The organism is Pseudomonas brassicacearum (genome assembly GCF_000585995.1).
Lineage (GTDB): Bacteria > Pseudomonadota > Gammaproteobacteria > Pseudomonadales > Pseudomonadaceae > Aquipseudomonas > Aquipseudomonas brassicacearum_A.
The window spans coordinates 4,646,497-4,671,951 of sequence record NZ_CP007410.1; the positions used below are offsets into that span (position 1 = coordinate 4,646,497).

The 25,455-nt window shown below is 63.2% G+C and carries 18 protein-coding genes; 6 read left to right on the plus strand and 12 right to left on the minus strand.

The genetic code is table 11. The annotated features are described in order from the left end of the window. Nucleotides 1-12 precede the first annotated feature (12 nt). The 11 genes from CD58_RS19740 to CD58_RS19790 all read right to left on the minus strand — a co-directional run bounded on the left by CD58_RS19740 (nucleotide 13) and on the right by CD58_RS19790 (nucleotide 14,657). Nucleotides 13-2,448 (minus strand): TonB-dependent siderophore receptor, encoded by a 2,436-nt coding sequence (locus tag CD58_RS19740; protein ID WP_025214713.1) that lies wholly within the window; start codon nucleotides 2,446-2,448, stop codon nucleotides 13-15. Nucleotides 2,449-2,546: 98 nt separating this feature from the next. Then, a complete protein-coding gene (locus tag CD58_RS19745) occupies nucleotides 2,547-3,530 on the minus strand; it encodes a FecR family protein (RefSeq protein WP_025214714.1) in 984 nt (327 codons plus the stop codon). Between the two features lie 37 nt (nucleotides 3,531-3,567). Further along, nucleotides 3,568-4,068, minus strand: coding sequence for a sigma-70 family RNA polymerase sigma factor (locus CD58_RS19750; RefSeq protein WP_025214715.1), 501 nt, complete (start codon nucleotides 4,066-4,068; stop codon nucleotides 3,568-3,570). A gap of 261 nt (nucleotides 4,069-4,329) precedes the next feature. Continuing rightward, on the minus strand, nucleotides 4,330-4,770 hold the full coding sequence (locus CD58_RS19755; RefSeq protein WP_025214716.1) for a carboxymuconolactone decarboxylase family protein: 441 nt from the start codon (nucleotides 4,768-4,770) through the stop codon (nucleotides 4,330-4,332). Nucleotides 4,771-5,077: 307 nt separating this feature from the next. Then, nucleotides 5,078-6,520, minus strand: a complete 1,443-nt coding sequence (locus tag CD58_RS19760) for a mechanosensitive ion channel family protein (protein WP_025214717.1) — start codon at nucleotides 6,518-6,520, stop codon at nucleotides 5,078-5,080. A gap of 208 nt (nucleotides 6,521-6,728) precedes the next feature. Beyond that, nucleotides 6,729-7,595: a pirin family protein gene (locus tag CD58_RS19765; RefSeq protein ID WP_025214718.1), complete on the minus strand. Its 867-nt coding sequence runs from the start codon at nucleotides 7,593-7,595 to the stop codon at nucleotides 6,729-6,731. Nucleotides 7,596-7,821: 226 nt separating this feature from the next. Continuing rightward, entirely contained in the window at nucleotides 7,822-8,436 is a 615-nt protein-coding gene (locus CD58_RS19770) for a response regulator transcription factor (RefSeq protein ID WP_025214719.1), read from the minus strand. A 115-nt stretch (nucleotides 8,437-8,551) separates the two neighbouring features. Beyond that, a complete protein-coding gene (locus CD58_RS19775; protein ID WP_025214720.1) occupies nucleotides 8,552-8,986 on the minus strand; it encodes a response regulator in 435 nt (144 codons plus the stop codon). A 143-nt stretch (nucleotides 8,987-9,129) separates the two neighbouring features. Next, a complete protein-coding gene (locus tag CD58_RS19780; RefSeq protein ID WP_025214721.1) occupies nucleotides 9,130-12,351 on the minus strand; it encodes a transporter substrate-binding domain-containing protein in 3,222 nt (1,073 codons plus the stop codon). A 344-nt stretch (nucleotides 12,352-12,695) separates the two neighbouring features. Continuing rightward, nucleotides 12,696-14,030 (minus strand): lysine N(6)-hydroxylase/L-ornithine N(5)-oxygenase family protein, encoded by a 1,335-nt coding sequence (locus CD58_RS19785; RefSeq protein WP_025214722.1) that lies wholly within the window; start codon nucleotides 14,028-14,030, stop codon nucleotides 12,696-12,698. Nucleotides 14,031-14,174: 144 nt separating this feature from the next. Further along, nucleotides 14,175-14,657 (minus strand): sigma-70 family RNA polymerase sigma factor, encoded by a 483-nt coding sequence (locus tag CD58_RS19790; protein WP_025214723.1) that lies wholly within the window; start codon nucleotides 14,655-14,657, stop codon nucleotides 14,175-14,177. Between the two features lie 458 nt (nucleotides 14,658-15,115). Here CD58_RS19790 and CD58_RS19795 point away from each other — a divergent pair, with 458 nt between their 5' ends. From CD58_RS19795 to CD58_RS31950, 4 genes are all read left to right on the plus strand, one after another. After that, nucleotides 15,116-16,267: an efflux RND transporter periplasmic adaptor subunit gene (locus tag CD58_RS19795; RefSeq protein WP_025214724.1), complete on the plus strand. Its 1,152-nt coding sequence runs from the start codon at nucleotides 15,116-15,118 to the stop codon at nucleotides 16,265-16,267. Next, on the plus strand, nucleotides 16,268-18,238 hold the full coding sequence (locus CD58_RS19800) for a MacB family efflux pump subunit (protein ID WP_025214725.1): 1,971 nt from the start codon (nucleotides 16,268-16,270) through the stop codon (nucleotides 18,236-18,238). Nucleotides 18,239-18,248: 10 nt separating this feature from the next. Next, on the plus strand, nucleotides 18,249-19,643 hold the full coding sequence (locus CD58_RS19805) for an efflux transporter outer membrane subunit (protein WP_025214726.1): 1,395 nt from the start codon (nucleotides 18,249-18,251) through the stop codon (nucleotides 19,641-19,643). Between the two features lie 836 nt (nucleotides 19,644-20,479). After that, entirely contained in the window at nucleotides 20,480-20,656 is a 177-nt protein-coding gene (locus tag CD58_RS31950; protein WP_419178808.1) for a DUF6124 family protein, read from the plus strand. A gap of 204 nt (nucleotides 20,657-20,860) precedes the next feature. On the opposite strand, the gene CD58_RS19815 is transcribed toward CD58_RS31950, so the two are convergent. Then, complete coding sequence (locus tag CD58_RS19815; protein ID WP_025214727.1) at nucleotides 20,861-22,483, minus strand: hypothetical protein; 1,623 nt, start codon at nucleotides 22,481-22,483, stop codon at nucleotides 20,861-20,863. Nucleotides 22,484-22,798: 315 nt separating this feature from the next. Here CD58_RS19815 and pvdM point away from each other — a divergent pair, with 315 nt between their 5' ends. Further along, nucleotides 22,799-24,169 carry a pyoverdine-tailoring dipeptidase-like protein PvdM gene (pvdM, locus tag CD58_RS19820; protein ID WP_025214728.1) on the plus strand — a complete coding sequence of 457 codons (1,371 nt, stop codon included), beginning with the start codon at nucleotides 22,799-22,801 and terminating at the stop codon, nucleotides 24,167-24,169. Next, entirely contained in the window at nucleotides 24,166-25,446 is a 1,281-nt protein-coding gene (locus tag CD58_RS19825; protein ID WP_025214729.1) for an aminotransferase class V-fold PLP-dependent enzyme, read from the plus strand. The genes pvdM and CD58_RS19825 overlap by 4 nt, the downstream gene beginning before the upstream one ends. The last annotated feature ends 9 nt before the right edge of the window (nucleotides 25,447-25,455 follow it).

Sequence of the window (25,455 nt, forward strand, 5' to 3'; positions counted from 1 at the left end):
CCTGGTCCTCGATCAGAACCCCACACTCGCCTGCACAAAGAACGTCCGCGGTGCGCCGGCGTAGATGCCCGAGTTGTTGTCGCTGGAGCGGGTGTAGTACTGATGGTCGAACAGGTTTTTCACCCCGGCGCCGACTTTCAGGTTCGACAACTGCGCACCGAAGTCATAGCCGGCGCGCACGTTCCAGAGCACGTAGCCGGGCATGTCGCCAAACTGCCCGTCGGCGCTGCCGTCAGTGATGTAGTCGCCGCTGAAGCTGCCATCGGCGTTCACGTTGTTGCCCGGTGAACGCTGCTTGGACTGGGCAAAGGCATCGAGGTTGTAGGTCCAGCGGTTGATCTCATAGCGCAGGCCCAGATTGGCCACCTGACGGGAATAGAACGGCAGGTCGCGGCCCTTGAAGCTGGGGATTTCACCTTCGTAGGTCGCCCGGGTGTAGGTGAAACCGGCATTGGCGCTCAAGCCTTCGAGGCGCGGGTCCAGCGCGGCCAGGTCGTAGTGCACCGAGGCTTCCAGGCCCTGGTGCTGGGTGGCGCCCATGTTGGTCCAGCCCACATCGTTGCTGATGTATTGCAACTCATCATCGAAGTCGATGTAGAACAGCGTCACTTCCCCGCCCCACACGTCATCGTTGTAGCGCGTACCGATCTCGTAGGTCTTGGCCTTTTCCGGGCTCAGGCCGTTGGCGGTGTTGTTGCCGTCGCCGCCCTGGCCCAGTTGGAAATATTGCAGGCTGCCAAACGAGGTCTCGTAGTTGGCGAACAGCTTCCAGGCGTCGGACAGGTGATACATCACGCTCAGTGCCGGCAGCGGTTCGTTGCTGTCGATGCTGCGGCGTTTCTCCTGCACCGGACGGCCGGCGGTATCGAGCACCGGGCGGTCGTGCCATTGGGTGCTGATGCGCTCAAAGCGGATGCCCGGGGTGATGGTCCATTTGCCGATGTCGATCTTGTCATCGAGGTAGACCGCGTGGGCTTCAGTGCCGCCGGTACGGTCCTGGTAGACGTGACCGTCGGACCCTGGACGCACCACCGGCTGGTTATCCCGCAACGCCAGGCGACTGGCCTCCTCGTGCATGCCTTCCTTGAGGTAGCGATAACCGACGCTGGCCTCCTGGGTGGTGGAGCCCAGGTCGAACACATGGGATACCCGCGGCTCGATGCCGAAGGTGTAATAGGTGCGCGGGTAGGACGCCAGGTTGCGCTGGTCCCGGGAGGCGATGGTGCTGCCACGGTAGCTGTCGGAGTAGTAGGTCAGCACTTCGGCCTGGGTGCGGTCGTCGATCTGTCGCAACCACTTGAACGACACGTCCTTGCGCCGGCCACTGAAGTTGTCCCAATCGCGGTCGGACTGGTACGGGTCGGCGTCGTATTGCTTCTGGGTCAGGCCACCGGGCATGTCGGCCTTGGCGTCGTAGTAATGGAAGTTCAGCGAGAAATCGTCTACCTCGGTGGGCGCCCAATGGGTCTTGAGGATGACGTCGTCGATGTCATTGCCATTGTTGCTCTGGCGATAGCCGTTGCCGTTCACGCCGGAATACAGCAGCGCGACGCCCAGGCCATTGTCCGCCGTGCCACCGAGGAAGGCCGTGTCGATGTGTTTCCAGCCGCCGCGCTGGGAGGTTTCCAGGGTGGTGCCGATTTCACCGGTGGCTTTTTCCGGAATCGCGCGGGTCACGAAATTGATCACGCCGCCGACGTTCTGCGGCCCATAGCGCACGGAACCGGCGCCGCGCACCACGTCGATGCTGTCCAGGTTGCCCGAGGAAATCGGTGCCATGGACAGTTGCGGCTGGCCGTAGGGGGCGAATGCCGCCGGAACGCCGTCGATCAGCACCGTGGAGCGTGGTGACAAACGCGAGGTCAGGCCACGCACGCCGACGTTCAGGGAGATGTCGCTGCCGCCAGTGCCGTTGGCGTCCTGCACCTGCACCCCCGGCACCCGCCGCAGCACATCACGGACGTTCATGGCGCCCTGCTCCACCATCGCTTCGCGGCGGATCACCGTCCGCGCGCCGGGGTGGTTCTGCACCACTTCGGCGTTGGCATCGCCGAGCCAGTCGCCGACCACCTGGATTTCAGTCGCCCCCAGCTCCAGCGGGCCAGCGTCGGATACCGGCGACGGTGGCAACACCGTCACTGAACCGTCATTGATCTGGTATTGCAGGCCGCTGCCCTGCAACAGTTGGCGCAAGGCCGCTTCCGGGGACAGGTTGCCGTCCACCGCCGGGGCTTGCTTGCCGGCCACCAGCTCGGGGTTGAAGAACACCTGCAACGAAGTCTGCTGGCCGAGTTGGCTCAGGGCCTGGCCCAGCGGCTGCGCCTGGATATGAATGTTGCTGGCCTGATCGGCGAACGCCTGGGGCAGCGCGGCGCTGACGGCCAGGGTCAAAGCCAGCGGCAGCCAGCGCGAAGAGGTGCGGTTGTGGTTTTGGGCGGAGGTTTTCACGTCGAACCTTGTCCTGTCGAATCGCAAGAATACGCGTCTGTTAATGCAAACCAGTTGCAGTTGGACAAGAAGACGAAGAACTCGAAAAAAACCTGAATCTATCGCGCAATTATTTCCTGGCTGCCGTCTTCCAGGGTCCGCACGGCCACCGGCAGGATGTTTGGCAGCGCCTTGAGCAGCGCCTCGGGATCATCGGAGCGGAACACGCTGGTCAGGCGTAGATTGCCCACCGCCGCGCTGCCGACCCGCAAGGGCTCGGCCCGGTAGCGGGAAACCTCCTCGGCCACTTCACTCAACGGCGCGTTGTTGAACACCAGTTTGCCGCTGCGCCAGGCAGTCAGCGCATCGGCGTTGATCGCGTAAGGCGCGGCGACCTTGCCCTGGGCATCGATCTGGGTGCCCAGGCCCGCCGTCACGCTGACGACCTGCGCCCGTGGCGCATCCCGTCCCAGGACCTTGACGCTGCCCTGCTCCACCGCCACCCGGGTGGTGTCAGCATCGCGACGCACGTCGAAGCGCGTCCCGGTCACCGTCACCTGGCCATTACCCGCTTCGACGGTGAATGGCCGGCCAGCGTCATGCTCGACACTGAACAAGGCCTCGCCTTCGAGCAGTTCCACCCGCCGCTGATGGTGAGCGAATTGAACACGTATCCGGCTACGGCTGTTGAGGTCGATCATCGAACCGTCCGGCAAGGCGAGGTGCCGACGCTCGCCGAAGGCGGTGGCAAATTCGCCGCTGTAATCGGTGGAAGAACTCAAGCCGCTGAACAAACCCAACCCGACCGCCACCGCGAACAGCCCGGCGGCGACCGCGTAGCGCAGCAGCGGCCGACGCTTGGGACGTTCCGCAGGCCGCTCGCACAATGCTTGCAGGCGTTCCCGGGGCAGCAGGTCCGTGGCACTCCAGATCCCTTGCAGCAATTGAATTTCGTCGCGGTGGTTGGGGTGTTCGTCGAGCCAGGTATCGAAACCCTGGCGCTCCTCGACACTCATGGCGGGCGCTTGCAGGCGCACGAACCATTGCGCCGCCTCGTCGCGAACCCTGTTCTGCCCGCACGGGCATTCACGGCTATCCATCATGGAAGGTCCTGTGGCTCAGGTGGAAGATGACGACGGATCATTGGCCGGGCCCGTCCAGGCGGTCGCGCAGATGCCGCAGGGTGCGGATCATATATTTTTCCACCATGTTTTTTGACAGGCCCAGCCGCTCGGCGATTTCCGCCTGGGTCAGGCCTTCGATCTTCTGCCAGACAAACACCGTACGGCAGTTGGCCGGCAGCTCGGCAAGCGCTCGCTCGATGGAGTCTGCCAGCTGGATCGCGTGCATGTAGTGCTCCGGGTCGCCCGACAGCGACTGGCTATGGTCGACGGCTGCCTCCTCCATGGCCCCCCGTCGATCTTCGCGCCGATAGCCATCCACTGCAATGTTGCGCGCCGTCTGGTGCAAATAGGCCCGCGGCTGCTCGACCCCGGCCGAATCGGACTCAAGCACCCGCACAAAGGTGTCGTGGGCCAGGTCCTCGGCCTGCTGGCGATTGCGCAAGCGACGGGTCCAGGTGCCGATCAACTCTTCGTAATGCTCGAAAAAGCCGGGTCTGCGGGGCAGCTTGGGGGTCATCGCGGCGCGCTGTGGAAACGGGGTACGGATAGTAATGCTTCCCATTAAGGCGAAGCAAACCTATTGCGGTACCTGTCGTCCGAAGCTTTCAGATTGAGAATGTCCTGTGGGAGCGAGCTTGCTCGCGATGGCGGTATATCAGGCACCCTCACTGTTGAAGGTCAGTCCGCTATCGCGAGCAAGCTCGCTCCCACAGGGTGTGGTGTTTCTATTGAGGACGGCAGGACACATGCCCTGTCCGTATAGAGGGGGGTGGCAATATTAAGCCTCAGGCATCTTGCGAAAGCCCACCGCCAGGCGATTCCAGCCATTGATGGCGTTGATCGCCACCGTCAGGTCGACCATTTCCTTGGGGGTGAAATGCTGGTTCAGCAGTTCGTAGTCGGCATCCGGCGCGTGGGTCTCACTCAGGCGGGTCAGGGCTTCGGTCCAGGCCAGTGCGGCGCGTTCGCGCGGGGTGAAGAACGGTGCTTCGCGCCAGGCGGTCACGGCGTACAGGCGACGTTCGGTCTCGCCGTCCTTGCGGGCATCGGCGGTGTGCATGTCGATGCAGAAGGCGCAGCCGTTGATTTGCGAGGAACGCAGCTTGACCAGCTCCAGCAGGGACTTTTCCAGGCCCAGCTTCGAGACAGTGGTTTCGAACGTCAGCATGGCTTTGAGGGCGTCGGGGGAAGCGGTGTAGAAGTCGATACGCGGTTGCATGATGAACTCCAGAACAATGGGGTGTGGTGCTACGTTAGCGTTGCGCTGGCGCAGTACAAATAGCCAATTGTTGGGAAGTTCGGGTGGCCAATGGCGGCGCAAGACGTGACCGGGTATTGGCCTTTTCAAGGGAGTCCAACCCTACGGGCTGTTGTGGCGAGGGAGCTTGCTCCCGCTCGGCTGCGAAGCAGTCGTAACCCAGCCGATGCGGTCTGCCTGGAAAACGGCGTCAGGCCATTTTGGGGCGGCTGCGCCACCCAGCGGGAGCAAGCTCCCTCGCCACAGGGTGGACACTTCAAGAGAGGGTTCAGGCCCGGCTGCGCAGCCATTGCAAAAAGCGCTTCTTGGCGACGGGCTTGGGCAGCTCGCGGGTCAGGTTCTGGGCGAGGTGCATGCGTACGTCCAGCAGGTTTTTCATGGCGTCGTTGATGTCGTGACGAGCGTCGAGGCAAGGTTTGAGGTAACTCTTCTCGATGCGATAAAGGGTGCAGAACGTCTTGGCCGAAAAATTGGCCAATGCTGCCTGGTCGGAAATGATGCCGGCTTCGCCGATCACCTCCCCCGGCCCCATCCTCCCGCCTTCCAATACCTGGCCGTTATGCAGCAGGGTCACACTGACCACGCCGGATTCAATGATGAACAAATGATCGCTGACTTCCCCCGCCGGCAAAATCATGTCGCCGGCCCGGAACGTCTGCAGGGTCATGTTCTGGCTGAACGTGTCTTTCTCATCCTGGCGCAAGGTGGAAAAGATGTTCGAGCTTTCCAGCAACGCCCGGGGCCGCGACGCATCCTTGGCCGTGGCGCTTTCACTGTTGGACAACAGGCTCACGCCCGATGCCTGCAAATGCCGGAACGCCAGGTCGAACAGCTGGTTGCGCACCTCGCGCTTCTGGGCCCTGGAGACGACGAACCCGCTGATCTCGTATTCCGCACCGTCACTGCTGCTGCTTTTGAGCGTCACGCAGGGTGCCGGGTTGGCGAGCAGGGTCCGACAGCCGATCATGGCCCGCTCCAGCGCGTCGATCACGGTTTGTGGCCGCGCGTGGGGGCTGACCTGGACGCTGATGGACAACCCATGGACATCGCTGGGTCGGCTGAAGTTGATGACCTTGGCCTTGGCCGCGAGTGAGTTGGGGATCACCGCCATGCTGCCCTGGGCGGTCTGCAACCGCGTGGCCCGCCAGTCAATGTCGGTGACCCGGCCTTCGGTGCCGTCGATGGAGATCCAGTCATCAAGCTGATAAGGCTTGGTGGTGTTGAGCACGATCCCGGAGAACACGTCGCTGAGGGTGCTCTGCAAAGCCAGGCCGACGATGATCGCCATCGCCCCAGACGTCGCCAGCACACCCTTGACCGGGAGGTCCAGCACATAGGCCAGCGCCGCGATGACGGCGATCAGGAAAATCACCGCGCCGAGCAAATCCTGCAACAAGCGCCCGGTGTGACCGACCCGCTGCATCATCACCGCACCCATCATCACCGTCAGGGTTCGCGCGGCGAGCAGCCACCAGGCGATTTGCAACCCGGTGGCCGCCAGGTGCCGTGGCACATCGTCGACCCACTGCGCCGGTTCCATGGGGTTGAGGCCTTCGTTGAACAGCAACATGCTGAACAAGGAGAAAATCACCAGCCGCGCGCCGATTTTCCAATAGGTCCGATCCGCACTGACCAGTCGCCACATCAGTATGTCGAGCACCAGCAGCGCCAAGGCACAGAGCAACGGGTGGTCGGAGATCAGAGACAGCATTGGACAGCTCCAGAAAGATCATTTGGGCCGAAGATTGGCACAGATTGAACGCCCTGTAGAGATCACCGCAGAGCCTTTGTGGGAGCGGGCTTGCTCGCGAAAGCGGTGGGTCAGTCACTTCCAGGTTGGATGTGCCGACGTCTTCGCGGGCAAGCCCGCTCCCACAGTGGATCCGCTTTGTCCGTTACTTAGCCTTCAGCTCGGGGCATCAATCGTCCATCTGGCCGAAGCGTCCGGAGTGGAAATCGTTGAAGGCCTGGTGGATTTCCTGTTCGCTGTTCATCACGAACGGACCATGGCCGACGATGGGTTCGTCGATGGGCTCGCCACTGAGCAACAGCACCACCGCATCGTTATTGGCTTGCAGGCTCAACTGGTCGCCGACCCGATCGAACAGCGCGAGTTGGCCGGCCTCGACCCGTTCGCGGTCATTGACCTGGACCGAGCCATGCAGCACCACCAGGGCGGTGTTGTGACCGTCATGCAGATCAAGGGTCAGGCTTTTCCCGGCATTCAGGCGGATGTCCCAGACGTCGATGGGGGTGAAGGTCTTCGCGGGCCCTTGATGCCCCTCGAAGCGCCCGGCAATCAGGCGCAGGCTGCCGGCATCGTCCTTCAGCGCAATGTTCGGAATGTCGCCCTTGAGGAGTGTCTGGTAACCGGCCGGAGCCATTTTGTCCTTGGCGGGCAGGTTGACCCACAGCTGGACCATCTCCATGAACCCGCCTTGGCGAGCGAAGGCTTCGGAGTGAAACTCTTCGTGGATGATCCCGGATGCGGCGGTCATCCATTGCACGTCGCCAGGGCCGATCTTGCCGCCGCTGCCGGTGGAGTCGCGGTGTTCAAGTTCGCCCTGGTAGACGATGGTCACGGTTTCAAAACCGCGATGCGGGTGTTGGCCAACGCCGCGACGCTCGGTGGTGGGTGTGAATTCGCTTGGGGCCGCGTGGTCCAGCAGCAGGAACGGGCTGATGTGCTTGCCCAGGTTGTCGTAGGAAAACAGCGTGCGAACCGGGAAGCCGTCGCCGACCCAATGGGGCCGTGGGCTGGTGTAGAGGCCGATGATGTTCTTCATGCTGTGTCTCCAAATCAGGTACTGCAATTCAATGGACACAGGATAAAACCGCCACCTTTGAAGCACTAGACTGCAAAAACCGGCCATAGCGTTCTATCTGGAGAACAGTCAAATAGCACTGTGGGAGCGAGCTTGCTCGCGATAGCGGTGTATCAGCCGACGATGCATCGATAGGCGGACCGCTATCGCGAGCAAGCTCGCTCCCACAGGTTCAGGTGTTACACCCTCACAGGTGATTGCGCTTGGCGAACTCCGACAGGCCCACCAAGGATCGCAAGCCGAGCTTTTCCAACAGCCGAGTCTTGTAGGTGCTGACGGTCTTTGGACTCAGGAACAGGTTCTCGGCAATGTCCTTGCCGCGCATGCCCATGGACAGCATGCGCAGAATGGATAACTCGCGGGTGGACAGGCTTTCCAGTGACTGCTGTTCGGTGCGCTGCTGAAAATCCAGCCTGACCGACACTTGAGGAAAATAGGCATAACCGGACTTTAGCGCATGAATGGCCTTGGTCAGCTCTTGCAGATCGCTTTTCTTGGTCACGAACCCCCTGGCCCCGGCCGAGATGCAACGATTACAGAAGTGCTGCGCATCCTGGGCAGTGAACACCAGCACATTGCACTCAGGAAACTGGGCCATGATCCAGACCAGCAGGTCCAGGCCATCGAAACCGTTCATCACCAGGTCCAGGATCACCAGGTCTGGCATCCCGTCCTTGATGAGGCGCCTGGCATCGACCACGCCGCTGGCATCCCTGATGCGGGTGAACCCCTCGTTCTGGCAGATGAGCCGCAAGGCCCCGCGTATGACAGGGTGGTCATCCACGATCAACACGTCTTTCAAGGCAGTCCCCCAAGGTCAATACAAACGGCGCCGGTGCCATGACTGCACCGGACTCTTGCACAATCGCCAAGCCATGCCACCTGTCAGATCCGACAGTGCGGACCAACGGTCTGCCTCAACCTGAACCGCCCTGTCGCAGGCCATGGTCCCAAGCTGGCAGCGACTCGCTGACCTGACGATCGATCCGCGCCATCAGGTCCCGCAGCGCGGCGAGATCAGGCAGCGGGGCCTGGCTCAAGTGCATGCTCGATCGACGCGCGACAGGTGCTGACGACTGACTGACCTGCTGAACGTTGTAGATCATCCCGTGACAAACCTGTGGGTTGTAGATAACAAAATCGTGCAGGTTCAGCGCCCCGCTCGCCAACCCGGCGTTGACGACCACCAGGTCGAACGGCTCGCTGCCGTACTCCACCAGCGTCAGCAACTCCTGCAGATTGCTCACCGGGACAATTCGGAAATAGCCCTGTTGATTGAACAAGCGCTCCAGCACGATTCGATGAGTATGTTGTGGGTCGGCAATCAGGATACGTAGTGCTTTGTTCGGCATGGCAGGCATTCCAATAGCGACGCGCCAGGTATGAACCGGCTTATGAACGTTATTAAGGGGCGTCAGGCTAGAGGAAGCTTTTGAGAGGCGCTGTAGGACTAGTCCTAAAATGAAGCCAGACGCAGCCCTTGCGGCGAGAAGACTTATTCCCTCGCCCCAGGGATCTCCAGTTGTTCAGCCAGTTGTTCCATCGCCTGGTGCAGGTCGTCGACCGCTTGGGCGAGCAACGTCCTGTCGGACGCTCGGCAAGCGTTTTCCAGCGCCTCGCAGGCGGCGATCAGGCGTTGCGCCTGGATGATCCGCGCCCCGCCCTTGATCCGATGCGCCAGGTCCGCCAAACCCGGCAGGTCTTGTTGGGCGGACAAGTGCAACAGCCGCGCGGCATCTTCGGCATTGCTGCTAACCAGTTCCTTCAGCAATTGCTGGATGGCAGTCGAGTCGTTGCCCGCCAGTTGTGCCAGGCTGGTCAAGTCGAAAGGGTCGGCGGACGGAGCCGCCTCGGCATCCGGCATGACCGAAGCCAGGCGCGCATTGAGGTCCCTGAGGCTGATGGGCTTAAACAGGCAATCGTCCATCCCGGCTTCGACGCAGCGGTCCTTTTCCTCGGGTTGGGCGTTGGCGGTGAATCCCAGGATGACCGTAGAAGCCAGGCCTCGAGCTTGCTCCTCGTCGCGAATGGCGCGGGCCAGTTCGTAGCCGTTCATCATCGGCATGTTGCAGTCGGTGATGACCACATCAAAGTGTTCGCTGCGCCAGGCGCGCAAACCTTGGGCGCCGTCCGGCGCATCCTGGACCCGATGCCCCAGATAGCTCAGTTGCTGGGACAGCAGCAAGCGGTTGGCCGGGTAATCGTCGACCACCAGAATGTTCAGCGTCCGTCCCGGCTCCAGCGTCTCGACCTCGGCAGGCGGCGCTGCCGGCAGGGCATCGAGCACGGGCAGGCTCAGCCGGACCTCGACCTGCGTGCCCTCCCCCGGCACGCTGCTCAGCGTCAGGCTGCCGCCCATCATTTCACACAAGGTGCGGCTGATCACCAGCCCCAGCCCGGAGGCGCTGCGGGCCGACTGGGCGCTATGGCTGGCCTGGGTAAAGGGGCTGAACAAACGTCGCTGGTCCTCCACCGAAATACCGCAGCCGGTGTCCTCGACCCGCAGGCAGATGCCCAGGCGCCCGTCATCGCGCCCCGCTTCGGCGCGCACACTCAGGCGCACCTCGCCCTGCTCGGTGAACTTGATGGCGTTGCTCAACAGGTTCGACACCACCTGCTTGAAGCGCAACGGGTCGATCAATACGTCACGGTTGATCGCTGCCTCCAGGTCCAGTGGCAGGCGCAGGTGTTTCTGCCACGCCAGGCCTTCGAAAATCCGCGCCACCGACTCGATCAGCTCCCGCAGGTTGGCGCGCTCCGGCGCCAGGGATAATTTGCCTGACTCGATGCGGGCGATGTCGAGGATGTCGCCGATCAACTCCAGCATGCCCCGGGCAGCCCCCGAAGCGACTTCGATGGCAAACCGGTCCACGACGCCCTGGTCGGCCTTTTTCATGGCCAGCTCCAGCATGCCGATCACCGCATTCATCGGCGTGCGGATTTCATGGCTCATGGTCGCCACGAACGTGGTCTTGGCCCGATTGGCGTCGTCGGCGCGTTCCTTGGCCACACGCAACTGCTCCAGCAGGCGCCGCAGGTAGGCGACCCATCCAAATGCCAGCAGCAACAGCAGCGCGGCGATAGCAAACCCTTGGACGATGGTGGTGCGGTTACGCAGCCAGTAGCTGTCGTCGATCACCACTTCACTGCGCCAGCGGTTGGTCAGCTCGTCCATTTCTTCGGGGGAGATACTCAGCAGCGCCTTGTCCAGAATCGAATGCAGCTCCGGTGAACCCTGGCTGGTCGCCAGGGCAATACGCGCCGGCAAGGTGCCCACGGTGCTGGTGATTTGCAGTGTGTCGCGGTATTGGCGGGAGATCATGTAGCGGGCGCTGATCAGCGAATTGACGGCGCCGTCCACCGTGCCGGCGGCGAGCATGGCCATGGCCTCGGGCACGTTTTCCGCCGGGACGAGGCTTACCCCGGGAAACGCCTCCAGCAGGTATTCATGCAAGACATTGCCACGCACCAGCGCCAACCGCTTGCCATCCATCTGATCCAGCGTCAGCGGGGCCTTGGCCTTGAGCGACGTCACCAGCACGTAGGGGTTGGTCAGGTACGGCCGGGTGAAGCGCAACGCGTCCTTGTCCTCGAGCTCCGTGCTGGTGGTGATAGCCGCCAGCACGTCGGCCTTGCCACTCTTGACCTGCTCGATCAGGTCGGGGACCGAGTGACTGCGCTGGATATCGAACTTCAACCCGGTGCGCAAGCTGATCCTCGCCAGCACATCGGCGCTGATGCCGCGCAGATGGCCTTGCTCATCGAAGAACGTCAGCGGCAGGAAGTTTTCGTTGATGGCCACCTTGATCCGCGGATGAGCATCCAGCCAGCGCTGCTCCTTGACGCTGAAATGCAGCGCTTGCTGACCCGGCATGCTCGCGCCCCCAGCGCTCCAGCGGCGCAGGATGTTCATGCGCTCGCCGGCCGGAATGGCTTGCAGTGCGGCGTTGACGACGCGCAACACACGCCCATTGTCGCGACTGACCGCAAAGGCGAACGGCTGCACTTCCATGCGCGAAAAATCCGCCAGCTGGACGTTGTTCAGGTAGTTCTTGCTGATCAGGTAATTGGCGCTGATCGAGTCTCCTAGATAGACGTCGGCCTGGCCGAACGCCACGGCGCCAATGGCGCTCAAGGTCGAGGGGTACAACTGCAGGGAAGCCTCGGGGTAGAACGCCTCGACCGTGTCCGGCGGCAAGTAGTGGTAAAGCATGGCGATACGCTTGTTCGCCAGGTCCGCAGGCAAATCCTGGCTGTCATCGATACGAGCCACGAGGGTGGGCAGGTCATCGGCGTAGGCCTGGGACATCGCCAGGACCGGGTCGCTGGCCTCGAAGCCGTTGGCGGTGCCGAGCAAGTCGATCTCACCGCTGCGCAGGGCCTGGAGCGATTCAGCACGGGACGGATAGCGCAGCACCTGCACCTCGACGTGCAAGAGTTGCCCGAGCAATTGCGCGAAATCGGCGGTCAGGCCTTCATAGTCGCGGCCATTGCCGGTGATGCTGAAAGGCGCATAGTCCGGGGCCGAGGCGCCCAGCAATAACCGGCCTTTTTGCCGCAGCCAGGCCTGGTCGGCCGCGTCCAGGGACACCGAATAGTCGTTCACATTGGAGCGCCCGAGCACCTGCAGCGTCCCGGGTGCCGCGCCAACCCGTGGCATCACACTCAATGAGCCCAGCAACAGCACCACCAGGCCTGTGCGTCGAAGCAGCATCATCTGGATCAGGTTGTTTCGCTTGGCGTAGTCGGCCCGGTACACCCGCGACTTCACAATCAGTCAGGGGGACCGGCTGATGGGTTCAGACTGCCAAAACGAGGGAACAGCGAACCGTCTAGGCGCCCTGCAAAAATGCACAGGGCGCGAAATGAGTGTAGGAAACTTCTGAAGAATTTCCTGCGGGTGACCTGATGCAGGTCAGTTCAGGGTTCAGACCTGTGGGAGCGGGCTTGCTCGCGAAGGCGGTGGGTCAGTTACATTGATGTCGACTGTCCCACCGCATTCGCGAGCAAGCCCGCTCCCACAGGGTTTGTGCATTGACTGATAAGTCGCGCAGCGCTGGCCTACACGGCGGCGAGCAACAGATCGCGCACCGGACGCGCCTGGCCGCGATTTTTCCCGTGCTCGTAGAGCGAGCCGGCGATTTCATCGGCGCGCACCGGCAGGATCGACAGCAGGGTATCGCTCAGGCCATGGCTGGCCTGGCAGAAGCCCTGCATGTAGATCGCCGCCTTGCAGCGCTCGTCGGTGATCAGTTTGTAGTTGCGATCCACCTCGAAATCTCCCAGGTACTGCGCCAGCGGCTCCAGCAGGGTGCGGTGCATCTGCCGTTCATAACCGGTGGCCAGCACCACCGCGTCGTAGCGGCGCACAGTCAGCTCGCCAGTGGCGTTGTTGCGCATCGCCAGCTCCACGCCGCCGTCAGTGGCCGTGGCTTTCTCCACCGTGGTGAGGGTACGGAACGCATGGCGAGCGATGCCCGAGACCTTTTGCCGATAGAAAATCCCGTAGATGCGTTCGATCAAGTCGATGTCCACCACCGAATAGTTGGTGTTGTGGTACTCGTTGACCAGGCGCTCGCGCTCGCTGTGGGGTTGCTGGAACACCAGGTCGGTGAATTCCGGCGAGAACACTTCGTTGACGAACGGGCTGTCGTCCGCCGGCTTGAGGGCCGAACCCCGCAGGATCATGTCGACCTGCACCGACGGGAAGCTGTCGTTGAGGTCGATGAAGGCCTCCGCCGCGCTCTGTCCGCCGCCGATGATCGCGATGCTCATCGGTTGGCCGTTCACGCACGGCTGGGTCGCCATGCGCTCCAGGTACTGGGAATGGTGGAACACCCGGCCGTCATCCTTGAAGGCCTTGAACGCCTCGGGAATCCGCGGCGTACCACCGGCACTGACCACCACCGAACGGGTGGTCCGCACGAACTCTTCGCCCTGGCGGCCGCGGGAAATCACCCGCAGGGCTTCGACCTGCTGGTTGTGCAGCAGCGGTTCGATGCGCAGCACTTCTTCACCGTAGCGGCTCTGTTCGGCGAACTGCGCGGCCACCCAGCGCAGGTAGTCGTTGTACTCCATGCGGCACGGGTAGAAGGTGCCAAGGTTGATGAAGTCCACCAGGCGGCCATGGTGCTTGAGGTAATTGACGAACGAATAAGGACTGGTGGGGTTGCGCAGGGTCACCAGGTCCTTGAGGAAGGAGATCTGCAACTCGCTCTGGGTCACCAGGGTGTTGCCGTGCCAGCGGTAATCGGCCTGTTTGTCGAGGAACAGCACATCCAGTTCGCCCTGGACCGGGGCCCGCTCCTGCAGCGCGATGGCCAGCGCCAGGTTCGAGGGGCCGAAGCCGATACCGATCAAGTCGTGAACGGTGGGCGATGCAATTGCCTGTGTCATGTCCAGTGTCCTCTGGAGAAGCCCTCAACAGGGCACAAAAAGCCTGGGGGACCTGACCAGCGTTTGTGCGGCCGGCAAGTCGTCTGTTGAGAGAAACGAGGACAATGAAAAAAAATTTACCGCGATGCGACCGCCGTCGACGGATTAATGCGCGTCCCACTGTCGTACACGAATGCGACAGTGCTTCATGGCGTTGACGATGTGCTTCTCCACCAGCGCCCGGGAAATACCCAGGCGCTCGGCGATTTGCGGATGGGACAGGCCTTCGAGCTTGCGCAGCAGGAAGCTCTCGCGGCACAGCGGCGGCAGCTCGGCCAGGGCACGCTGCAGCATGTCCAGGCGCTGGCCATGGTCGAGGCTGGTGTGGGGCGACGGCGTGAAGAAGCGCTCTTCGCTGTCCAGCACATCCAGGGATTCGACCTGGCGCAAGGTATTGCGCCGATGACCGTCGATCACCAGGTTCAACGCGGTGCGGTACAGGAAGGCCCGGGGTTGTTCGATGGGGGTGTCACTGGCGCGCTCCAGCACCCGCACATAGGCGTCATGCACCACATCCTCGGCCGCCTGGCGGTTGCCTAGCCTGGCGTTCAGGAAACACACCAGCTCGCGATAGTAGTTTTCCAACATGACTCCCGTGCGCATGGCTGCGACAGCTATCCCTGTGCCCATTCGGCATGCCTGGGTAGGCAATGGCACGATAGTGGCAAATTCAATGGCGTAATTTATAGTAATTCTCATATAGATTTAAAGCTTTCGTTTGTATCGGGGGTGATTCGTTCAGTTGACGAGGCGCTGGCCCCAGGCTTTTGTGGCGAGGGAGCTTGCTCCCGCTGGGGCGCGAAGCGGCCCTGAAACCTGAATCTCGGATCCGTCAGGTTAAGGAAGCGTCTGTTTCGGGCCTGCTGCGCAGTCCAGCGGGAGCAAGCTCCCTCGCCACAGGGGTCGGTGACGCTTCAACTGATTTTTCCAACCTGCTACCAAGTGTTTCACACAGTAAATTCCCGCCCCAAGCGCTCGTTTACCAGAACAGCCCCCCGTCCCTGTCCTGCCAGCGACGGGCCCGATACCTCCGGCCGGAACCCTGCATGAAACGTCCCCGCCCTACCCGACGCGCCTGGTTTTTAACCTTGGCCCTGCTTCCGGCCGTGGCCTTCGCCGCCTGGCAAGCGGTTGCACCGAATCGCGAGCCCTTGGCAACGGCGCCTGTCACCCGTGGCGATATCGAAAACAGCGTCACCGCCCTGGGCACTTTGCAACCGCGTCGCTACGTGGACGTCGGCGCCCAAGCCTCCGGGCAAATCCAGAAGATTCATGTAGAAGCCGGCGACGAGGTGCGTGAAGGCCAGTTGCTGGTTGAAATCGACCCTTCCACACAAAAGGCCCGGCTGGACGCCGGACGCTTCTCGATTGAAAACCTCAAGGCCCAGCTTCAGGAACAGCGCGCCCAACACGACCTGGCCCGGCAAAAATTCCGCCGTCAGCAACAACTCAAGGCCGGCGGCGCCACCCGCGAGGAAGACGTGCAGACCGCCCAGGCCGAAGTGCGGGCGACCCAGGCGCGGATCGACATGTTCCAGGCCCAGATCCGTCAGGCCCAGGCGAGTTTGCGCAGTGACGAGGCCGAGCTGGGCTACACGCGGATCTATGCGCCCATGAGCGGCACCGTGGTCGCCGTCGGCGCGCGGGAAGGCCAGACCCTCAACGCCCAGCAACAAACCCCATTGATCCTGCGCATCGCCCGGCTGTCGCCGATGACGGTCTGGGCTGAAGTTTCAGAAGCGGACATCGGCCACGTCAAGCCGGGCATGACCGCCTATTTCACCACCCTGTCCGGTGGCACCCGTCGCTGGAGCAGCACCGTGCGCCAGATCCTCCCGGTGCCGCCACGCCCGCTGGAAGCCAGCCAGGGCGGCAGCCCGACCGGTGGCCGCAGTGGCAGCGAACGGGTGGTGCTCTACACCGTGCTGCTCGACGTGGACAACGCCGACCGCAGCCTGATGACCGACATGACCGCCCAAGTGTTTTTCGTCGCCGCCCAGGCCCAGAACGTACTGACCGTGCCCACCGCTGCATTACAGGACAACGCCGGCCAGGTGCGGGTGCTGGCCGACAATGGCGATGTCCAGTCGCGGGCCGTGCGCACCGGCGTCAGCGATCGACTGCGCATCCAGATCGTCGACGGCCTGAGCGAGGGCGAACAGGTGCTGATCGGCCCAGCCACCGGCAGCGGAGGCTGAATGAACACGCCCCTGATCGAACTGCGGGACATTCGCAAGGCCTACGGCGGTGGCGACAGCCCCCGGGTGGAGGTGCTACGCGGCATCGATTTGTCCATCCACGCGGGGGAATTCCTGGCGATTGTCGGCGCGTCCGGCTCCGGTAAATCCACCTTGATGAACATCCTCGGCTGCCTCGACCGCCCCACCAGCGGCGAGTACCGTTTCGCCGGTGAAGACGTCGCCAATCTGGGCAGCGATGAATTGGCCTGGCTGCGGCGCGAAGCCTTCGGGTTCGTGTTCCAGGGCTATCACTTGATCCCGTCCGGCACCGCCCAGGAAAACGTCGAAATGCCGGCCATCTACGCCGGCACCTCGGCCGCCGAACGCCATGCCCGCGCCAGCGCCCTGCTGGAACGCCTGGGCCTGGCCAGCCGCACCGGCAACCGTCCGCATCAGCTGTCCGGTGGCCAGCAGCAACGGGTGTCGATTGCCCGGGCACTGATGAACGGCGGCCACATCATCCTCGCCGACGAACCCACCGGCGCCCTCGACAGCCAGAGCGGCATCGAAGTCATGGCCTTGCTCGACGAACTGGCGAGCCAGGGCCATGTGGTGATCCTGATCACCCACGACCGCGAAGTGGCGGCCCGGGCCAAACGCATCATTGAAATCCGCGACGGCTCGATCATCAGTGACAGCGCCACCTCTTTGCCGGCCGACGTGCAAGCCAATCCAAAGGCCCTGCAAGCCGTGGACCTGCGCCAGCGCCTGAGTGCCGGCAGCGAACACAACGGCGCCTGGAAAGGTGAGCTGGTGGACGCGGTACAGGCCGCGTGGCGGGTGATGTGGATCAACCGTTTCCGCACCGCCCTGACCTTGCTCGGCATCGTCATCGGCGTGGCCTCGGTGGTGGTGATGCTGGCGGTGGGCGAAGGCAGCAAGCGCCAGGTCATGGCCCAGATGGGCGCGTTCGGCTCCAACATCATCTACCTCAACGGCAGCGCACCCAGCCCACGCGCGGCCAAGGGCATCATCAGCGAATACGACCTGGCTGCCCTCGCCGCCCTGCCCGAAGTGCAGCGGATCATGCCGGTCAACGGTGCCGAAGCCAGCGTGCGTTTCGGCAACCTCGACCACACCAGCTACGTCGGCGGCAATGACACGAATTTCCCGATCATCTTCAATTGGCCGGTGGCCCAGGGCAGTTACTTCAGCGAGGCCGATGAGCGTAGCGCCGCCGCGGTGGCGGTGATCGGCTACCGGGTCCGGCAGAAACTGCTCAAGGACGTCGCCGACCCCATCGGCCGCTACATCCTGATCGAGAACATGCCGTTCCAGGTGGTCGGCGTGCTGGCCGAAAAAGGCGCCAGCTCCGGGGATTCGGACGCCGACAACCGCATCGCCGTGCCCTACTCCGCCGCCAGCGTGCGGCTGTTCGGCAGTCGTCATCCCGAGTACGTGGTGATCGCCGCCAAGGACGCGGGCAAGGTCAAGGAAGCCGAGCAAGCCGTCTCTCGAACGCTGTTGCGCCTGCATGAAGGCAAGCAGGATTTCGAACTGACCAACAACGCCGCGATGATCCAGGCCGAGGCCCGCACCCAGGGCACGCTGTCGCTGATGCTCGGCGCCATCGCGGCGATTTCGCTGTTGGTGGGCGGCATCGGCGTGATGAACATCATGCTCATGACCGTGCGCGAACGGACCCGGGAAATCGGCATCCGCATGGCCACCGGCGCTCGCCAGCGCGACATCCTGCGCCAGTTCCTCACCGAAGCGGTGATGCTCTCGGTGGTCGGCGGGCTGGCGGGCATCGGCTTGGCCCTGCTGGTGGGCGGCGCATTGCTGCTGGGCAAGGTCGCCGTGGCGTTCGAATGGCTGGCAGTGTTCGGCGCCTTCGGCTGCGCCCTGGTCACCGGCGTCGTCTTCGGTTTCATGCCGGCCCGCAAGGCCGCCCGCCTCGACCCGGTCGCGGCCCTCACCAGTGAATGAACCTCCTCCCATGAAAGCGCCCCTGACCCTCCTGGCCGCCAGCCTGCTATTGGCGGCCTGCGCCAGCCCGTTGTCGCCGCCGGACAGCGGCATCCAGCCGCCACCGGCCTGGCAGCACCTCGACACGCCCAGCGCGCGCGCCGATAACCAGCAATGGTGGACGCACTTCGGCAGCCCACAGTTGAACCGGCTGATCGAACAGGCGCGCCTGGACAGCCACGACCTGGCCGCCGCCATGGCCCGGGTGCGCCAGGCCCAGGCCAGCGCGGTGATCGCCGGCGCGCCGCTGCTGCCGGAAATCCAGGCCGGGCTCAATGGCAATCGCCAGGAGTTGCTGCGGGGCAAGGGTTATAGCCAATTGGACGTGGATCAGAATAACCGCACCATTGATTACTACGACGCCAACCTCAGCGCCAGCTATGAACTGGATTTCTGGGGCGGCAAACGGGCGGCCCGGGACAGTGCGTTGAGCACGCTCTCGGCCAGCCAGTTCGACCGGGCGACCGTGGAATTGACCTTGCTCAGCGCGGTCGCCAACAGCTACACCCAAGCATTGTCCCTGCACGAACAACGACGCATCGCCGAACTGAACCTGGCCAACGCCGAAAGTGTGCTCGAGCTGGTACAAACCCGCTACGACGCCGGCAGCGCCACGGCCCTGGAGCTGTCCCAACAGAAAAGCCTGGTGGCGGCGCAGCAACGCCGCTTGCCCCAAGTGCAGCAACAGGCCAAGGAAGCACTGATTACCCTGGCGGCGCTGCTGGGGCAACCGGTGCAGGCGGTCAGGCTCGACGATGAGCAGTTCGAACACCTGCAGTGGCCTTCCATCGACGCCGGGGTGCCCAGCGACCTGCTACGCCGCCGCCCGGACATCGCCGCCGCCGAAGCGCGCCTCACCGCTGCCCAGGCCGACATCAGCGTGGCCCGCGCCGCCATGCTGCCCTCCGTCACCCTGGGCCTGAGCCTGGGCACTGGCGCCGACATCGCCGACCAGTTGCTGCGCAACAACGTCTACAACCTCAGCGCCGGTTTGGCCGCGCCGATCTTCAACAACGGCCGCCTGCGGGCCGAACGGGACAAGGCCACTGCCCGCCAGGAGGAACTGCTGGAACTCTATCGCGCCGCCATCATCAACGGCTTCGCCGACGTCGAAAAAGCCCTGAACAGCATCCACGGCCTGGACCAGCAGCGGCAGTGGCAAACCGAAGAACTGCACCAGGCCCAGACCGCCTTCGACATCGCCCAGCGCCGCTACCAGGCCGGCGCCGAAGATTTGCTCACCGTACTGGAAACCCAACGCACCCTCTACACCGCTCAGGACATGAACGTGCAACTAAGACTGGCGCGGGTGCAGGCGAGCGTGGCGTTATACAGGGCATTGGGTGGGGGGTGGCGGGTGATGTAAGCCTGAAGCCAAGTGACACCTGTGGCGAGGGAGCTTGCTCCCGCTGGGCTGCGCAGCAGCCCAAATGACCGGCACCTCGGTGGGACAGAAGTTTTGAGGGGCCTGGTTTTGGGGCTGCTGCGCAGCCCAGCGGGGATAAATCCCCTCGCCACAATGGTGTTCACTTGAGTTCAATCCCAAGCCAAGTACACCTGTGGCGAGGGAGCTTGCTCCCGCTGGGCTGCGCAGCAGCCCCAATGGCCGGCACCTCGGTGGGTCAGATGTTTTTGAGGGGGCTGGTTTTGGGGCTGCTTCGCAGCCCAGCGGGAGCAAGCTCCCTCGCCACAACTGCGTTCGCTTCAGTGCTGTTGAGGCTGCAATGTAGGACGTCCGAGAGAGGCTACGCCGCCTTGCGCCATTACCTACAACTGCGCCAGAATCCGCCGGCTTGTGCGCCTGGCTCGTGGCTTTTACTGTTTCCGGGTCGCTGATTTCAGCGATCGGGTTTGGTAGCCCGTGAGTTAACTAGGCGCAAGCGCCACCTCCTACAGATGCTCTCTCGGTGTCTGTTTCATGGTGGCCGTGCGCAGGGCGTCTTCGGGCGCGCCGGGTTCCTAGTGCTCCGGTCTACCAACCCGCGTACGGCCGCCACCCCATCGTTTGGTAGCGATAGTGTCGGCTCCTGAAACTAATACTAGGAGTTACACCATGTTCAAGATCACCCCCAATCCCCCGAAGACGATTCCAAAAAACTCAACGAAGCCGCCGACCGCGCCCTCGCCTTTTACCTCGATCCCAAACCTGAAAAACCCAATCCGCCACCGGGCCAGTTGTTCACTGTTGCAGAAGGCGTGGACATGGAAGGCCTGCTGGCCAACCTCAGCGAAACCCTGGCTTCGGTCAATGCCATGGCCAGTGACCTGGCGTTTGAACTGGACGGCTCGCGGCGGCATGTTGCTTTGGAGATTCAGCAGATGATCGAGCTGGGTGAACTGTTGGCGAATCGCGCACTAGACATCGCCGCGCCGCGCTAAAAACCTTCACAACAAATCTCAAGCCAAGCGATACCCGTGGCGAGGGAGCTTGCTCCCGCTGGGCTGCGCAGCAGCCCCAATGGCAGGCACCGCGGTGGGTCAGATGTTTTTGAGGGGGCAGGTTTGGGGCCTGCTTCGCAGCCCAGCGGGAGCAAGCTCCCTCGCCACAACTGCGTTCACTTTAGTTTTTTGGGGCGGCGGGGTTTACACCGGCTTGCTCTTGAGATTGCGCGCATACCACGGCCGTTGCGGCACGCGGCGAAACAGTTCGGAGAGCTTTTTGTCGTCGCTGCCGAAGGTAATGCGCAGCGCCAGTTTCATGGTTTCCGGGTCCATTTCCACCGAGCGACCGACCTGCAGCCCGGGCGTGGTGCTGCAGCCGTGGGTGTCCGGGCCCAGCCAGGGGTCGGCGATTTCCACCCAGCGGCCGGGGGCGAACCAAGGTACGCCGTTGACTTGCAACCGGCTCACTTCACCCGGATGAAAACGCTCATGGGCACGGAACCAGTCTTCGAGGCGGTCGTCGATCCAGCCATGGAAGGCCCAGAACACTGGGCTCACATGGGAGGAAAATGGATCACCGAGGAAGTCGTTTTCCGCCGCGTACCAGCGCTGGGCGAAGTCGTCCGGGTCGCGGGCGAACGGCACCGGGTGACCGTTGGAAGGGTCACGCGGCACCGAGGCCCAGCGCATGTGCAACCAGTCGTGCAGGCCCAGTTCCACTTCCGAGCCGAACTGGCCCAGGGTCAGTTTCGACAGATAACGCGGGTCGCGGTAGCGCGATTCCCAGACCTGGAAATTGCTGTGGTAGGTCTCGGCGGTCTTGATGTCGCTGACCCACTGGGCGTATTGCTCGTCGCCATCGGCCAGCCAGGTGGGCGGCAAGGCGGTGCCGTCGTGGTTGTCGAAATAGCGGGCGAACCCCTGGCGATCACGCTCCAGCTCCGGTTGCGGCAACGGGAAGCGCGGCCATGATGGCAGCGGCTGGAACGAACGCGCGGTGCCGAGCATGTGCCGGTGCATGAAAAAGAAATCGACGCCCGAGCCGTTGCGATCCTTGCGCGGCCCGCGGGCGTCGCGCTCCTGATCCCTGGGCCCGGGTTGCCAGCCGATGCCTCGCAGGGCGTTGCGTTTGTCTTCGTCCAGGGTGTGCCATTTATCCCGGGAGGCATGCCAGAGTTGGTGGAACAGCCGATGCTCGGGCGACACCAGCCAGGCCAGCAGCGCCGGGCTCAGCGGCGTACGCTCGCGGGCTTCGGGGAATGGCTGCTTGCGGGCGATGAATTGATTGTCGAGTTCCAGCAGGCCCAGCGGACGATCCAACCGCAACACCCGACCGCTGAGCGTCGCGGGGCCGGCATTGCCGAAGCCGGCCCAGACTTCATCCAGGGTCATGGTGAATTCGTAGTCCGGCGCACCGCCCGGGGCCTGGGCTCCGATCAGTCGCCAGCTCAGTTGCTTGGGGTCGGTGCCGGCCAAATCGCCCAACACCCGATAGCGTGGCTCATCCCCGGCGCGCAACCGCTCGGCGGTGTCGAGGCACCCCACCAGGCCACGGCCCTTGTGGCCGATATCGAGGAACACCTGGAGATCGTCCTGGGGTAAGCCGTCGAGGCCGGCGTCGCGACCGGTGAAACGGATCGTCCATATGCCCCGCAACGTATCGGCCCGACGCTGGCCCGCCACGTCCGCCACATCGAACGAGGCCTCGCCGGGGGTGATGGTCGGGTCCGGCCGGGTCAATTCGCGATGCCCGTAATACACCGCAGGCACGGCGGCACCAGTCAGCGCCAGGCCTGCCATGAACCATCGTCGAGAAATCGTCATTGCCTTACCTGTGTCCAGCCCTGGAACGGGCTTTATCCAAGCTAGAACGATGGGCGGGCTGACAAATTTATAGAGGCTTCGAGGGCCCCATCGCGAGCAAGCTCGCTCCCACCATAGAGGTGAGTACATTCGATGAAATTTTGATGGGTTCAAGGCCGCCTTCGCGAGCAAGCCCGCTCCCACAGGTGACCGCGTTCCAATGTGGGAGCGAGCTTGCTCGCGAAGGGGCCCTTGAAAGCGCCTAAATTTTCCGCCCGATCACTCGTTCTCCCCAGATAGCAAAGGCCCCTGCGGCGAACCTGACTGAGATCGGCAATGACAACACGACGTTCGAAAAAGGCTCTTTTCATCGGCCTGCCATTGGCCCTGGCGCTGGCCGTCGGTGGCGGTCTGGCAGCCTGGGACCACTGGTGGCGGGACAACCCCGGCTACCCGGTCAAGGTGATGAAAGAAGCCCGGGAGCTGCACGAACGCCTGCTGTCGTTTGACAGCCACATCACCGTGCCGCTGGATTTCGGCACCGCTGGCAACGAAGCCGACAAGGACGGTAGCGGCCAGTTCGACCTGGTCAAAGCCAATCGCGGGCAGCTATCCGGCGCGGCCCTGACGGTATTCGGCTGGCCCGAACTGTGGAACGGCGACAACGCGCCGCACAAACCTACCGCCGGTTTCGTCGAGGAAGCACGCAACCAACAGGAAGTGCGCTACAAGATCATCACCGGCCTGGTCCGGGACTTCCCCAACCAGGTCGCCATCGCCTACACCCCGGATGATTTCCGCCGCCTGCACGGCGAAGGCAAGTTCGCGATTTTCATCAGCATGCTCAACGCCTACCCCCTGGGCCATGACCTGAGCCTGCTGGACCTGTGGACGGCGCGGGGCATGCGCATGTTCGGCTTCAGCTACATCGGCAACAACGACTGGGCCGACTCCTCGCGCCCGCTGCCGTTCTTCAACGACTCCCCCGACGCCCTCGGCGGCCTGTCAGACATCGGCAAGCAAGCGGTGACGCGCCTGAACGACCTCGGCGTGATCATCGACGTGTCGCAAATGTCGACCCAGGCCCTGGAGCAAGTCGCGCAGCTGAGCCGCACGCCGCTGGTGGCCTCCCACTCCGCGCCCCGGGCGATGGTGGACATCCCGCGCAACCTCAGCGACAAGGAACTGCAGCTGATCAAGGCCAGTGGCGGCGTGGTGCAGATCGTCGGCTTCTCCCAATACCTGCGCCCGCTGACGCAAAAAACCCAGGACAAACTCAACGCCTTGCGCGAGCGTTTTGGTCTGCAACCGCTGCCCAACCTGGCGATGGCGCTGATGCCCGGCGACCCGATCATCGCCGCCTGGCCGGAGCAGAAGTTCGGCCAGTACGCCTCCCAGCTCTACGCCATTCTCGAGGAAGAACCCAAGGCCAGCCTCAAGGACCTGGGGGATGCCATCGACTACACCGTGCGCAAGATCGGCATCGACCACGTCGGCATCAGTTCGGACTTCAATGAGGGTGGCGGCGTGAAAGGCTGGGAGAACGTTGGCGACATCCGCAACGTCACCGCCGAACTGCTCACCCGTGGCTACTCCGAAGCCGACATCGCCAAACTGTGGGGCGGCAATTTCCTGCGGGTCTGGGACCAGGTGCAGAAAGCCGCAAAACCCGCATTGGCCTCGAACCAGAAGGCCGTCCAGCCATGAATGAACGCCGCAAATTCTTGAAGCAAGCCGGGATCCTCGCCGCCGGTTTACCGCTGGCCGCCAGCCTGCCAGCCACGGCCGCCGCCGATTCGCTGCCGCCACTGCCGCGTAACAAATGGGCGCAGTTGCGCACGCTGTTCGACCAGGACCCGAACTACCTGCACTTCTCCAATTTCCTGGTCACCACCCACCCGCGCCCGGTGCGCGAGGCCATCGAAAAACACCGCGCCGCGTTGGATAAAAATCCGGGGCTGTTGATGGACTGGGATTTGGGCGTCACCGAGGAACGCGAGGAAAACGTGCGGACCTGGGCCGGCCGTTACCTGCAAGCAAACTCGAAGCAAATCGCCCTCACCGGCAGCACCACCGAGGGCCTGGCGATGATCTACGGCGGCGTCCAGGTGGCGGCCGATCAGGAAATCCTCACCACCGCCCACGAGCATTACGCCACCCACACCATTCTCGATCTGCGCACCCAACGAGACGGCACCCGGGTGCGCAAGATCAAGCTGTTCGAAAACGCCCACAACGCCAACCACGAAGAAATCCTCACGGCCATCGACCGCAACATCCGCCCGCAAACCCGGGTATTGGGCATGACCTGGGTGCATTCGGGCAGCGGCGTGAAGCTGCCGATCGACAAGATCGGCGCCCTGGTGGACAAGCACAACCAGGGCCGCAGCGATGAGCAACGCATCATTTACGTGGTGGACGGCGTCCACGGTTTTGGTGTCGAGGACCTGGGCTTCCCGGCGATGAATTGCGACTTCTTCATCGCCGGCACCCACAAGTGGATGTTCGGCCCACGGGGCACGGGCCTGGTGTGCAGCCGCAGCGAAGAGCTCAAGTACGTCACGCCGATCATTCCGACCTTTTCCGAAGCCACGGCGTTTTCCACCACCATGACGCCGGGCGGCTACCACGCCTTCGAGCATCGCTGGGCGGCGGACGAAGCGTTCAAGCTGCACCTGCAACTGGGCAAGGCCGAGGTGCAAGCGCGGATTCACGCCCTCAACACCTACCTGAAAAAACAGCTGGCGGCACTGCCGCAGATCGAACTGGTCACGCCCCTGAGCCCGGACCTGTCAGCCGGTTTCACCTTCTTCCGGGTCAAGGGTCGCGACAGCGATGAGATCGCCGGCTACCTGATGAAGAACCGAGTGATTGCCGACGCCGTGCATCGCGACGCAGGACCGGTAATCCGCACCGCGCCGGGGTTGCTCAACACCGAAGCCGAGATCGACCGCTTCATGGGTTTGCTGGGCAAGACACTCTGAACCTGACGT